This is a genomic window from Pseudomonas cistanchae, assembly GCF_054483635.1.
Window position 1 is genome coordinate 346,792 of record NZ_JBTLWN010000002.1, and the last position, 12,855, is coordinate 359,646.

The window sequence follows — 12,855 nt, forward strand, 5'->3', positions numbered from 1 at the left end:
CCCGCGCTCAAGTAAATCTTATGCCGGCATCTGCAAAGCGCTTGGCGACACGATGACGCCATTGTTATCGGCGTACACGAACTCGCCCGGACGGAATGTCACGCCGCCGAAGGTCACGGCCACATTGAGGTCGCCGATGCCACGCTTGTCGGTTTTCATCGGGTGACTGGCCAGCGCCTGGATACCGAGATCGGTTTGCGCAAGCACATCGACATCGCGCACGCAGCCGTAAACCAGAATGCCTTCCCAGCCGTTCTTGGCGGCTTTTTCCGCCAGCATGTCGCCCAGCAGCGCGCGACGCAGCGAAGCACCACCGTCGACCACCATCACCTTGCCCTTGCCAGGCTGCTCGACCTGCTCCTTGACCACGGAGTTGTCTTCGAAGCACTTGACCGTGACGATTTCGCCACCAAACGAATCACGACCGCCGAAGTTGCTGAACATCGGCTCCACGACCTGGACCAGGTCCGGGTAGGCGTCACAGAGATCAGGGGTGATGTAGTGCATGACAAACTCCTTCTAGTAAGTAATAGAGTTATCGCATCGAACAATGCAATCACCCGTCCGCATCAGGTTACAACTCGGGGCCCGAGTGGCGCTGCTGATTATGAGCCCGTATCCCCGTCCAACCGCAGCCGCTTGCTGGCACCTCGCTCTGCCAACTAGCCAAGCGACAGCTGCGCAGGGACCTCGGCGCTCTCCTCGTTCACCGCAGCAACCAGCGGACTCTTATGCAGCCACTGTTCGATCAGCGGCCAGACTTCGCGCTGCGCTTCTTTGCTGACCAGCATTTCCACATGGCCGAAGTCGGTGGAAAAACCATTCTTTGTCCCCAGGCAGACGAATTCCGACACCGGCGAACCGAACTGCTCAAGCAACTTGCGGCACGCCCAGGCTGGATCCTGCTTATCACCGACAGCCCCGACTGCCATCACCGGTACCTTGACTTCAGCCAAACCGGCCCACCAGTCATGCTCGGAGTCACCAAAGCGGCCGAACAGCCCGTGCCAACGCAGGCTTTCCAGGGCCAACCCAATGGGTTCGTCCTCAGGGCCGCGCTTCAAACGCGGGCCGGAAATCACATTGAAGCCCCTGAGCAACAAGCTTCCGCCCCACTCCAACGGTGGTAACTTCAGCGGCCAGTAAACCCGACTTATCTGGCTGCCAAATAGAGCTACCGAAGCAACCCTCTCTTGCTGCAGATAGTGTCCACCCAGGGCACCCGCCAAGGTGATGCCGCCTAACGAATGGCCCAGCCAGTGCGCCTTCTGCGGGTTCTGCTCGTAGATGAAGTCGGCAATTGCCGGAAGGTCGTACCGCACATAGTCGCTAACCCGGTTTTGCCTGTACCACTGGTTGCGCGGCGACAAACCGTGGCCGCGCATTTCGGCGATCCACACATCGAAACCGGCCCGTGCGAGATAAGGACCCAGACCGATGCATTTGGGCGAGTACCAGAAGCGTCTGTTCGAAAAACTACCCGGGATCAGTATCAGCGGAACGCCACGGTGTTGCTCGTGACCTGCGCGACCAAGCCGGGTCAGTGCCAGTTCGACACTGGCGTCCGGACTGTTGTTGGGCTTGAGGAGATAGACGTCTTCGCTCAAGTCACCCCGAAACTCCGCGCTGATCAAGGCGACGGGGAAAAGCTCACTGCTGCTTTGCATCGTCTTCGCTCTGGTACAGAAAGTTGCCACACACAATCTTCACGCCGCCTCGGCAACGCCTGGATAACCGCTACGGCTAGCAGCCACGAGAAATGCCGAGAGCATATTTCACGTCGCGAGCGACGCCCCGAAGAGATCGCCGACGTTGACCGGCCATAAAAAAGGGCGGGTTCAACCCGCCCCCTGGATTAGCAACTGTACCGCGTCAGGCCGTTTGGCCTTCGGCCAGGAAGAACCAGGTGTCGAGGACAGAATCTGGGTTCAGCGACACGCTTTCAATGCCCTGCTCCATCAGCCAGCGCGCCAGATCCGGGTGATCCGAAGGGCCCTGACCGCAGATGCCAATGTACTTGCCAGCCTTGTTACAAGCCTGGATGGCATTGCTCAGCAGCTTCTTCACTGCAGGATTACGCTCATCGAACAGGTGCGCAACGATGCCGGAGTCCCGATCCAGGCCCAGGGTCAGTTGGGTCAGGTCGTTGGAGCCGATGGAAAAACCGTCGAAGAATTCGAGGAACTCTTCCGCCAGGATCGCGTTGGACGGCAGCTCGCACATCATGATGACCTTCAGGCCATCCTGACCGCGGGCCAGGCCGTTGGCCGCCAGCAGATCAACCACCTGGCTGGCTTCGCCGAGGGTACGCACGAACGGCACCATGATCTCGACGTTGGTCAGACCCATTTCGTTGCGCACTTTCTTCAGCGCGCGGCATTCCAGCTCGAAGCAGTCACGGAACGATTCGCTGATGTAACGCGAAGCGCCACGGAAACCCAGCATCGGGTTTTCTTCTTCCGGCTCATACAGCTTGCCGCCGATCAGGTTGGCGTATTCGTTGGACTTGAAGTCCGACAGGCGCACGATGACCTTTTTCGGCCAGAACGCCGCAGCCAGGGTGCTGATGCCTTCGACCAGTTTCTCGACGTAGAAATTGACTGGATCGTCGTAACCGGCGATGCGCTTCTCGACGCTGTCCTTGATCTCCGGCGGCAGGCCGGCGAAGTTCAGCAGCGCTTTAGGGTGCACGCCGATCATGCGGTTGATGATGAATTCCAGACGGGCCAGGCCCACACCTTCGTTGGGCAGTTGGGCGAAGTCGAAGGCACGATCCGGGTTGCCAACGTTCATCATGATCTTGAACGGCAGATCCGGCATGGCATCGACCGAGTTCTTGCGGATATCGAAGCCCAGTTCGCCTTCGAAGATAAAGCCGGTGTCGCCCTCGGCGCAGGACACGGTGACACCCTGGCCATCTTTCAATACGTGGGTGGCATTACCGCAGCCAACCACCGCCGGAATGCCCAGCTCGCGAGCGATGATGGCCGCGTGGCAGGTACGCCCGCCGCGGTTGGTAACGATGGCGCTGGCGCGCTTCATCACCGGCTCCCAATCCGGGTCGGTCATGTCGGAGACCAGCACGTCACCGGCCTGGACTTTGTCCATTTCCGACACGTCGTTGATGATACGCACCTTGCCGGCGCCGATCTTCTGGCCAATGGCACGGCCCTCGACCAGCACGGTGCCAGTTTCCTTGAGCAGGTAGCGCTCCATGACGTTGGCGCTGGTACGGCTTTTTACGGTTTCCGGACGCGCTTGCACGATATACAGCTTGCCGTCGTCGCCGTCTTTGGCCCACTCGATGTCCATCGGACGGCCGTAGTGTTTCTCGATGATCATGGCCTGTTTGGCCAGCTCGCTAACCTCGGCATCGCTCAGGCAGAAACGTGCACGCTCGGCGTGCTCGACGTCGACCACTTTGACCGATTTACCGGCCTTGGCTTCGTCGCCGTAAATCATCTTGATGGCTTTGCTGCCCAGGTTGCGGCGCAGGATCGCCGGGCGACCGGCTTCCAGGGTCTGCTTATGAACGTAGAACTCGTCGGGGTTGACTGCGCCCTGCACCACGGTTTCGCCGAGACCATAAGCGCCGGTGATGAACACCACGTCGCGAAAGCCCGATTCGGTATCCAGGGTAAACATCACGCCCGCGGTGCCGGTTTCAGAACGCACCATGCGCTGCACACCAGCGGACAGGGCGACCAGTTTGTGGTCGAAACCCTGGTGCACGCGGTAGGCGATTGCACGGTCGTTGAACAGCGAAGCGAAGACTTCCTTGGCCGCGCGGATCACGTTGTCGACACCGCGGATATTCAGAAAGGTTTCCTGCTGGCCGGCAAAGGATGCGTCCGGCAAGTCTTCGGCAGTGGCCGAGGAACGCACGGCAACCGCCATGTTGTCGTTACCGCCCGCCATCTCGGCGAAGGCAGTACGAATCTGCTTGTCGAGCTCTTCGGGGAATTGCGCTTCCATTACCCACTGACGAATCTGCGCGCCGGTCTTGGCCAGAGCATTGACGTCATCGACATCCAAGGCATCGAGCGCAGCATGGATCTGCTCGTTCAGGCCGCTCAGGTCGAGAAAGTCCCGGTAAGCCTGGGCTGTGGTGGCGAAACCACCGGGAACCGACACACCGGCACCGGCAAGGTTGCTGATCATCTCGCCCAGGGAGGCGTTCTTGCCCCCTACGTGCTCAACATCGTGATTGCCGAGCTTATCGAGGGAAACTACGTACTCTACCAAGGTGATCTCTCCACTAAAGTGTTGGAAAAGCTCAAGGGGCTGGGAGTTCGGCGGCGCCTGTCCGCCCGATTGTGGCCTGGCCCTGGAAAATAAGTAACAATGCCAGCCAGTTCGGTCTGCCTGAAGCGGGCCTATGATAGCCAAGAAACGCCATCAGCTTAAGGCCTACCGCGCAAATGAAACGAACCGCTTTTTTCATCTCCGACGGCACCGGCATCACCGCCGAAACCTTAGGCCAGAGCCTGCTGGCACAATTCGAGAACATCAGTTTTACCAAGCTCACTCGACCCTATATCGACAGCGTCGAAAAAGCGCGCGCCATGGTACAACAAATCAATAACGCCGCCGAAAAAGACGGCGCTCGACCGATCATCTTCGACACCATCGTTAACCAGGAGATCCGCGAGATTCTGGCTAAATCTGATGGCTATATGATTGACATCTTTTCTACCTTTCTTGCTCCGCTGGAACAGGAACTGACGTCACATTCGTCCTATTCGGTTGGCAAATCCCACTCCATCGGGCACAACTCCAATTACATGGAGCGGATCGAGGCGGTCAACTTCGCGCTGGATAACGATGACGGCGCACGCACCCACTACTACGACAAGGCCGACCTGATCCTGGTGGGCGTCTCGCGCTGCGGCAAAACCCCCACGTGCCTGTATATGGCCATGCAATACGGAATTCGTGCCGCAAATTATCCGCTGACCGAAGATGACATGGAGCGCTTGCAGCTACCGCCAGTGCTGAAAAAGCACCGCGACAAACTGTTCGGCCTGACCATCGACCCGGACCGCCTCACCGCCATCCGCCACGAACGCAAGCCCAACAGCCGCTACGCCAGCTTCGCCCAGTGCGAGTTCGAGGTGCGCGAGGTGGAAAACCTGTTCCGCCGCGAGAACATCAACTTCATCAACTCCACCTATTTCTCCGTGGAAGAGATTTCCGCGAAGATTCTGGTGGAAAAAGGTGTTGAGCGCCGCCTCAAGTAACCTGCGCAACCCATTGAAGTCAAAAGAAAAGGTTCGAACACTTCGAGCCTTTTCTTATTTTCTAAGCGCTAGCAGGCCGTTGAAAACGTAGGCGAGGCAGGCAAGACAAGGCAAAAACGGCCGAGGAAGCGGAGTTTACTGGCTGTATGAGCATTCTGAGGCCGTTTTTTAACGCAGTATTGCCAACGCAGGTAGTTTTTCAACGGCCTGCTAGAAAGAATCGCCCGGTACCCTCACCCAACCCTCCATCAACATCCGCGCGCTGCGCGACATAGTGGCCTTGGTTACCGTCCACTGGCCATCGACCAGCGCCGCCTGAGCCCCCACACGCAAGGTGCCGGATGGATGGCCAAAGCGCACCGCTTCGCGCGCAACACCACCCGCCGCCAGATTGACCAAGGTACCGGGAATCGCTGCCGCAGTGCCGATGGCGACCGCGCAGGTGCCCATCATCGCGTGGTGCAGCTTGCCCATGGACAGTGCGCGCACCAGCAGATCGATCTCGCCCGCAGGCACCATCTTGCCGCTGGATGACAGGTAATCCTTGGGCTTGGCGACAAAGGCGATCTTCGGCGTGTGCTGACGCGTCGCCGCCTCTTCCGCCGTCTTGATCAGCCCCATACGCAGCGCCCCAGCCACGCGGATTTTCTCGAAACGTGCCAACTGTTCGGGGTCGCCATTGATCTGCTCGCGCAGCTCGGTGCCGCTATAACCGATGTCTTCGGCATTGACGAACACAGTCGGGATGCCCGCACTGATCATGGTTGCCTTAAACGTACCGACTCCCGGCACGTCCAGCTCATCGACCAGGTTACCGGTGGGGAACATCGAACCACCCTCCTCGCCATCATCGGACGGATCAAGGAACTCCAACACGATCTCGGCCGCTGGGAAGGTCACGCCGTCCAGTTCGAAGTCGCCGGTTTCCTGTACCTCACCGTTGGTCACGGGAACATGGGCGATGATGGTTTTCTGGATATTTGCCTGCCAGATACGCACCACACACACGCCGTTGTCCGGAATACGCGCGGGATCGAGCAAACCTGCATGAATAGCAAAGGCTCCGGCACCGGTAGAAAGATTGCCGCAGTTGCCACTCCAGTCGACAAAGGGCTTGTCGATGGAGACCTGGCCGTAGAGGTAGTCAACATCGTGGGCTGGCTGGCTGCTTTTCGACAGGATTACGCACTTGCTGGTACTGGACGTCGCGCCGCCCATGCCGTCGATCTGCGCGGCATAAGGATCGGGGCTTCCGATCACCCGCATAAACAGCGCATCCCGCGCCGCGCCCGGCACCTGGCAGCTTGGTGGCAGGTCCTGCAGGCGGAAGAACACGCCTTTGCTGGTGCCGCCACGCATATAGGTAGCGGGAATTTTGATCTGGGGTTGCTGAGCCATGATTTCGTCCTGGCTGAGAGATGAAAGGTAGCCCGGATGGCATCCGGACTACGCGCCTGACGTAGGTTGGATGGCGCTTTTTCCATCCACCGTGCAGAGCGCAACGGTGGATCGGTGAAGCGTGATCCACCCTACAGGTTCAAGCCACACTGCCTTCCAGGAAGTCCTGGGCAAATCGCTGCAACACACCGCCAGCGTTGTAAACATTGACTTCGGCAGCGGTATCCAGACGGCAGGTCACCGGCACCTTGACCACGTCGCCATTGCGACGATTGACCACCAGGGTCAGCTCACCGCGCGGCGACAGCTCGCCCTGGATGTCATAGGTCTCGGTACCGTCGAGGCCGAGGGTCAGGCGGGTGGTGCCCGGTTTGAACTCGACTGGCAGTACACCCATGCCAACCAGATTGGTCCGATGGATGCGTTCGAAGCCTTCGGCGACGATCACTTCCACGCCCGCCAGGCGGACGCCCTTGGCCGCCCAGTCACGCGACGAGCCCTGACCGTAGTCGGCGCCGGCGATGATGATCAGGTTCTGCTTGCGGTTCATGTAGGTTTCGATCGCCTCCCACATGCGCATGACCTTGCCTTCCGGCTCCACGCGGGCCAGCGAACCCTTCTTCACCACGCCATCGACCACGGCCATTTCGTTGACCAGCTGCGGGTTGGCGAAGGTGGCGCGCTGGGCGGTGAGGTGGTCGCCGCGGTGGGTGGCGTAGGAGTTGAAGTCCTCTTCCGGCAGGCCCATCTTCGCCAGGTACTCGCCGGCGGCCGAGTCCAGCAGGATGGCGTTGGACGGCGACAGGTGATCGGTGGTGATGTTGTCCGGCAGGATCGCCAGCGGCAGCATACCCTTCAGCGTGCGCTCACCCGCCAGCGCGCCTTCCCAGTACGGCGGACGGCGGATGTAGGTGGACATCGGGCGCCAGTCGTATAGCGGGCTTTCGGCCTCCTCGATAGTGCCCAGATCGAACATCGGGATGTAGATCTGCTTGAACTGCTCCGGCTTGACCGAGGCAGCAACAATGGCGTCGATCTCCTCGTCGCTCGGCCACAGGTCCTTCAGGGTGATCGGGTTGCCCGCTTTATCGGTACCCAACACGTCCTGCTCGATGTCGAAGCGCACGGTACCGGCGATGGCGTAGGCCACCACCAGCGGCGGCGAGGCCAGGAAGGCCTGCTTGGCGTAGGGGTGGATACGACCGTCGAAGTTGCGGTTACCGGACAGTACGGCAGTGGCGTACAGATCGCGGTCGATGATTTCCTGCTGGATTACCGGATCCAGCGCGCCGGACATGCCGTTACAGGTGGTGCAGGCATAGCCGACGATGCCGAAGCCGAGCTTTTCCAGCTCGGTCAGCAGACCGGCGTCTTCCAGGTACAGCTTGGCGACTTTCGAACCGGGCGCGAACGAGGTCTTGACCCACGGCTTGCGCAGCAGCCCCAGCTCGTTGGCCTTCTTCGCCAGCAGGCCGGCAGCCACCACGTTGCGCGGGTTGGAGGTGTTGGTGCAGCTGGTGATGGCGGCGATGATCACCGCGCCATCGGGCATCAGGCCTTCACTTTCTTCAATCTTGCCAGCTGCCAGTTTGGCGTCGTCGGCGATGCCGCGCTCATGCAACGCCGAGGTGGGCAGGCGCTTATGCGGGTTGCTCGGGCCGGCCATGTTGCGCACCACGGTGCTCAGGTCGAACTCGAGCACGCGCTCGTACTCGGCGCTGACCAGTGCATCGGCCCACAGACCGGTGAGCTTGGCGTACTGCTCGACCAGGGCCACCTGCTCCGGCTCGCGGCCGGTCAGCTTGAGGTAGTCGATGGTCTGCTGGTCGATATAGAACATCGAGGCGGTGGCGCCGTATTCCGGGCACATATTGGAAATGGTCGCGCGGTCGCCGATGGTCAGGCTGTCGGCACCCTCGCCGAAGAACTCGACCCAGGCGCCGACCACGCGCTCCATGCGCAGGAACTCGGTGATGGCCAGGACGATGTCGGTGGCGGTGATGCCGGGCTGGCGCTTGCCGATCAGCTTGACCCCGACGATGTCGGGCAGGCGCATCATCGACGGCAGACCGAGCATCACGGTTTCGGCTTCCAGGCCACCGACACCGATGGCGATCACGCCCAGGGCATCGACGTGGGGGGTGTGAGAGTCGGTACCTACGCAGGTGTCCGGGAAAGCCACGCCGCCGCGCGCCTGGATCACCGGAGACATTTTCTCCAGGTTGATCTGGTGCATGATGCCGTTGCCGGCCGGGATCACGTCGACGTTCTTGAACGCGGTCTTGGTCCACTCGATGAAGTGGAAACGGTCCTCGTTGCGGCGATCCTCGATGGCGCGGTTCTTGGCGAAGGCATCCGGGTCGAAGCCCGGAGCTTCCACCGCCAGGGAGTGGTCGACGATCAGCTGAGTCGGCACCACCGGGTTGACCTTGGACGGGTCACCGCCCTTCTCGGCGATGGCGTCGCGCAGGCCGGCCAGGTCGACCAGCGCGGTCTGGCCGAGAATGTCGTGACAGACCACGCGCGCCGGGTACCAGGGAAAATCCAGGTCCTGCTTGCGCTCGATCAGCTGCTTGAGCGAATCGGTCAGCGCGGCCGGCTCACAGCGACGCACCAACTGCTCGGCCAGCACGCGGGAGGTATAGGGCAATTTGGCATAGGCACTCGGGGCGATGGCATCGATCGCCTCACGGGTGTCAAAGTAGTCCAGCGCAGTGCCGGGCAGAGGCTTGCGGTACTGAGTATTCATGCGGTTCATGGTTATGGACGATCCTTGAGCGGCACAAACTTGAGGTCTTCAGGGCCTGTGTAGTTGGCGCTCGGACGGATGATCTTGCCGTCGATGCGTTGTTCAATCACATGGCTGGACCAGCCCGAGGTGCGCGCAATCACAAACAGCGGGGTGAACATGGCGGTTGGCACGCCCATCATGTGGTAGCTGACGGCGCTGAACCAATCGAGGTTGGGGAACATCTTCTTGATTTCCCACATAGTCGACTCCAAGCGTTCGGCAATGTCGTACATCTTCATATTGCCTTGCTCTACCGACAGCTCGCGGGCCACATCCTTGATCACCTTGTTACGCGGATCGCTCACGGTGTAGACCGGGTGACCGAAGCCGATCACCACTTCCTTCTTCTCGACGCGGGCGCGGATATCGGCCTCGGCCTCATCGGCGTTGTCGTAGCGCTTCTGAATCTCGAAGGCCACTTCGTTGGCACCACCGTGCTTCGGGCCGCGCAAAGCGCCGATACCGCCGGCAATGCAGCTGTACATGTCGGAACCGGTGCCGGCGATCACCCGCGAGGTGAAGGTCGAAGCGTTGAACTCATGCTCGGCATACAGATTGAGCGAGGTGTGCATGGCGCGCACCCACGACTCGCGTGGCTTCTCACCGTGCAGCAGATGCAGGAAGTGACCGCCGATGGAGTCGTCGTCGGTTTCCACATCGATGCGTTTGCCGTTGTGGCTGAAGTGATACCAGTACAGCAGTGCGGAACCCAACGAGGCCATCAGCTTGTCAGCGATATCGCGGGCGCCTGGGTGGTTGTGGTCGTCCTTCTCCGGCGACACGCAACCCAGCACCGACACGGCGGTGCGCATCACATCCATTGGGTGGGCGGACGGCGGCAGTTGCTCGAGCGAGACCTTCAGCGCCGCGGGCAACCCACGCAGGGCCTTGAACTTGGCCTTGTAGCCAGCCAGCTCGGCCACGTTGGGCAGCTTGCCGTGGACCAGCAGGTGGGCGATTTCTTCGAAGTCGCAGCGGTTGGCGAAGTCGAGCACGTCATAGCCACGGTAATGCAGGTCGTTGCCCGTACGGCCGACCGTGCATAGCGCAGTGTTACCGGCAGTGGTGCCGCTCAGGGCCACGGATTTTTTCGGCTTGAAGCCTGGGGTCGATTCTGGGGTAGCGCTCATCGCGGGGTCTCCTCATCCAATCCGGTTGTATTTCTTGTTCATCCGCGGGCCGGCTTGGCGACCCGCGTGTCGATCACTTCTTGGCGGCGAACAGCGCGTCGAGCTTCTGCTCGAAGGCGTGGTAGCCGATGCGGTCGTACAGCTCCGCGCGAGTCTGCATCAGGTCGATGACGTCTTTCTGATGACCATCGCGCCGCACGGCGGTATACACGGCCTCCGCGGCCTTGTTGGCAGCGCGGAAAGCCGACAGCGGGTAGAGCTGGATGGCCACGCCGACCGAGGCCAGCTCGTCACGACTGAACAGCGGGGTCGCGCCGAACTCGGTGATATTGGCCAGGATCGGCACGTTCAGCGCGTCGACGAAACGCTTGTAAGTCGGCAGGTCGTAGGCGGCTTCAGCGAAAATGGCGTCGGCACCGGCTTCGACGTAGCGCAGGCAGCGCTCGATGGCAGCGTCCACGCCTTCGGCCTGGATGGCGTCGGTACGGGCGATCAGAAAGAAGTTCGGATCAGTCTTGGCATCGGCCGCAGCCCTGACGCGGTCGACCATTTCCTCGGTGGAAACGATTTCCTTGCCCGGACGGTGACCGCAACGCTTGGCGCCGACTTGGTCCTCGATATGGGCGGCGGCGGCGCCGGCCTTGATCAGGCTCTTCACCGTGCGCTCGATGTTGAAGGCGCTCGGGCCGAAACCGGTGTCGATGTCCACCAGCAGCGGCAGGTCGCAGACATCGGTGATGCGGCGCACATCGGTGAGCACGTCATCCAGGGTGTTGATACCCAGATCCGGCAGGCCCAGCGAGCCGGCCGCCACGCCGCCGCCGGAGAGGTAGATGGCGCGAAAGCCCGCGCGTTTGGCCAGCAACGCATGGTTGGCGTTGATCGCGCCGATGACCTGCAACGGGCTCTCTTCGGCGATAGCCTCGCGGAATCGCTGGCCGGCGCTGCTCAGGGTGGAAAACGGACTCATGACTCACCTCGTGTCTTGGACGGGTTGGCGAGCGCTTCCTTGTAGTGGCGCTCGATATTGCGTTTGGAAGCCCCGATATGGCGGCGCATCAGCAGTTCGGCCAGCTCGCCGTCGCGCTCGGCGATGGCGTCGAGAATCCGGTGGTGTTCGGCAAACGCCTGATGCGGTCGATTGGGCGTGGCGGAAAACTGCAGGCGATACATGCGCACCAGCTGATACAGCTCGCCGCAGAGCATCTGGGTCAGGGTCTTGTTACCGCTGCCCTGGATGATCCGGTAGTGAAAGTCGAAATCACCTTCCTGCTGGTAGTAGCCGACACCGGCCTTGAAGGCGGCGTCCTGCTCATGCAGGTCTAGCACGGCACGCAGCTCATCGATTTCCGCCTGGGTCATGCGCTCGGCGGCCAAGCGACAGGCCATGCCTTCCAGCGATTCGCGGATTTCATAGAGTTCGATCAGCTCGGCGTGGCTCAGCGAGACCACCCGCGCGCCGATGTGCGGCACGCGCACGAGCAGACGCTGGCCTTCCAGGCGATGAATCGCCTCACGCAGCGGGCCGCGGCTGATGCCGTAGATACGCGCCAGCTCCGGTTCGGAAATCTTGCTGCCGGGCGCGATTTCACCCTTGACGATAGCGGACTGGATAAGCCGAAAGACGTGCTCGGAGAGCGTTCCCGACTCGTCGGGTATGGTGTGAGGCGACTGGGAGTCGACAAGCATATTGTTGACACTGCGCAGGAAATTTGCGGAAAAACTACGCTGCAAAGCACTATATGTCAAACATCAGCAGGTTACTGTCGACAATAAAGCGAATTGCTCACCTTTTAATTAGACACAGCTCCAGCCCAATAAAAATGCCGCGTTCCGTACGGAACGCGGCATTTTTCAGAGATGCGCCAGTCATCAGGCGCAAAACGCGGTTCTTGACTGACTAGGCACTCGTGACAGCGTTGCCGATCCGATTGCTGCGCAGCGCGGACCAGGTCCATATCGCCCCAAACAGGTCCGGCAAGCCGAGCACCAGTAACATCGGCGACACCATATCGGCAGCGACGAACACGGCGAAGACCACCAGCACCGAGGCACGTACGGGCACGGTGGCACTGATGAACGGCAGGATATTGCGCCGCCCCGCGAGCACGTAATAAATCCCCAGGTACAGCACCAGCAGGCCGACGACGCGGATCCAGACTTCCTGCGTCAGCTCGAAACCGAACAACCCGAGCAGCAGGTTTGGCGCGAGCAACAAGGGCACGCTCAGCAACAACATGTAGCAGCCGAAGACGAACACCGTTTTTCCGGGGTAGCTCATAGCACTCTCCTGATT

The 12,855-nt window shown here is 60.7% G+C and carries 10 protein-coding genes; 1 reads left to right on the forward strand and 9 read right to left on the reverse strand.

The genetic code is table 11. The annotated features are described in order from the left end of the window. Positions 1–18: 18 nt before the first annotated feature. The 3 genes from rraA to ppsA form a co-directional block, all read right to left on the reverse strand. Complete coding sequence (gene rraA, locus ACX0MV_RS08480) at positions 19–507, reverse strand: ribonuclease E activity regulator RraA (RefSeq protein ID WP_458982058.1); 489 nt, start codon at positions 505–507, stop codon at positions 19–21. 155 nt (positions 508–662) lie between these two features. Then, positions 663–1,667, reverse strand: coding sequence for an alpha/beta fold hydrolase (locus tag ACX0MV_RS08485; protein ID WP_458982059.1), 1,005 nt, complete (start codon positions 1,665–1,667; stop codon positions 663–665). 205 nt (positions 1,668–1,872) lie between these two features. Beyond that, positions 1,873–4,245 (reverse strand): phosphoenolpyruvate synthase, encoded by a 2,373-nt coding sequence (gene ppsA / locus ACX0MV_RS08490; RefSeq protein WP_458982060.1) that lies wholly within the window; start codon positions 4,243–4,245, stop codon positions 1,873–1,875. A 176-nt stretch (positions 4,246–4,421) separates the two neighbouring features. On the opposite strand from ppsA, the gene ppsR reads away from it, so the two are divergent. Then, on the forward strand, positions 4,422–5,240 hold the full coding sequence (gene ppsR, locus ACX0MV_RS08495; RefSeq protein ID WP_458982061.1) for a posphoenolpyruvate synthetase regulatory kinase/phosphorylase PpsR: 819 nt from the start codon (positions 4,422–4,424) through the stop codon (positions 5,238–5,240). A gap of 210 nt (positions 5,241–5,450) precedes the next feature. Here ppsR and prpF read toward each other — a convergent pair whose 3' ends face one another. From prpF to ACX0MV_RS08525, 6 genes are all read right to left on the reverse strand, one after another. Then, entirely contained in the window at positions 5,451–6,638 is a 1,188-nt protein-coding gene (prpF, locus tag ACX0MV_RS08500) for a 2-methylaconitate cis-trans isomerase PrpF (RefSeq protein ID WP_458982062.1), read from the reverse strand. 139 nt (positions 6,639–6,777) lie between these two features. Further along, the gene (gene acnD, locus ACX0MV_RS08505) at positions 6,778–9,387 is read right to left on the reverse strand and encodes a Fe/S-dependent 2-methylisocitrate dehydratase AcnD (RefSeq protein WP_458982343.1); all 2,610 of its coding nucleotides are present in this window, start codon (positions 9,385–9,387) and stop codon (positions 6,778–6,780) included. 11 nt (positions 9,388–9,398) lie between these two features. Beyond that, positions 9,399–10,559, reverse strand: coding sequence for a bifunctional 2-methylcitrate synthase/citrate synthase (prpC, locus tag ACX0MV_RS08510; protein WP_458982063.1), 1,161 nt, complete (start codon positions 10,557–10,559; stop codon positions 9,399–9,401). A gap of 73 nt (positions 10,560–10,632) precedes the next feature. Next, entirely contained in the window at positions 10,633–11,529 is an 897-nt protein-coding gene (gene prpB, locus ACX0MV_RS08515) for a methylisocitrate lyase (RefSeq protein WP_458982064.1), read from the reverse strand. After that, positions 11,526–12,248 (reverse strand): GntR family transcriptional regulator, encoded by a 723-nt coding sequence (locus ACX0MV_RS08520; protein ID WP_458982065.1) that lies wholly within the window; start codon positions 12,246–12,248, stop codon positions 11,526–11,528. Before ACX0MV_RS08520 ends, prpB begins: the two co-directional genes overlap by 4 nt. 211 nt (positions 12,249–12,459) lie before the next feature. Beyond that, positions 12,460–12,840, reverse strand: a complete 381-nt coding sequence (locus ACX0MV_RS08525) for a hypothetical protein (RefSeq protein WP_458982066.1) — start codon at positions 12,838–12,840, stop codon at positions 12,460–12,462. Between the last annotated feature and the right edge of the window lie 15 nt (positions 12,841–12,855).

Coding starts and splice junctions, on each gene's coding strand:
- ACX0MV_RS08520 (WP_458982065.1), bottom strand. CDS start 12,248: ATGCTTGTCGACTCCCAGTCGCCTCACACCATACCCGACGAGTCGGGA.
- acnD (WP_458982343.1), bottom strand. CDS start 9,387: ATGAATACTCAGTACCGCAAGCCTCTGCCCGGCACTGCGCTGGACTAC.
- prpC (WP_458982063.1), bottom strand. CDS start 10,559: ATGAGCGCTACCCCAGAATCGACCCCAGGCTTCAAGCCGAAAAAATCC.
- ppsR (WP_458982061.1), top strand. CDS start 4,422: ATGAAACGAACCGCTTTTTTCATCTCCGACGGCACCGGCATCACCGCC.
- rraA (WP_458982058.1), bottom strand. CDS start 507: ATGCACTACATCACCCCTGATCTCTGTGACGCCTACCCGGACCTGGTC.
- prpF (WP_458982062.1), bottom strand. CDS start 6,638: ATGGCTCAGCAACCCCAGATCAAAATTCCCGCTACCTATATGCGTGGC.
- ACX0MV_RS08485 (WP_458982059.1), bottom strand. CDS start 1,667: ATGCAAAGCAGCAGTGAGCTTTTCCCCGTCGCCTTGATCAGCGCGGAG.
- ACX0MV_RS08525 (WP_458982066.1), bottom strand. CDS start 12,840: ATGAGCTACCCCGGAAAAACGGTGTTCGTCTTCGGCTGCTACATGTTG.
- prpB (WP_458982064.1), bottom strand. CDS start 11,529: ATGAGTCCGTTTTCCACCCTGAGCAGCGCCGGCCAGCGATTCCGCGAG.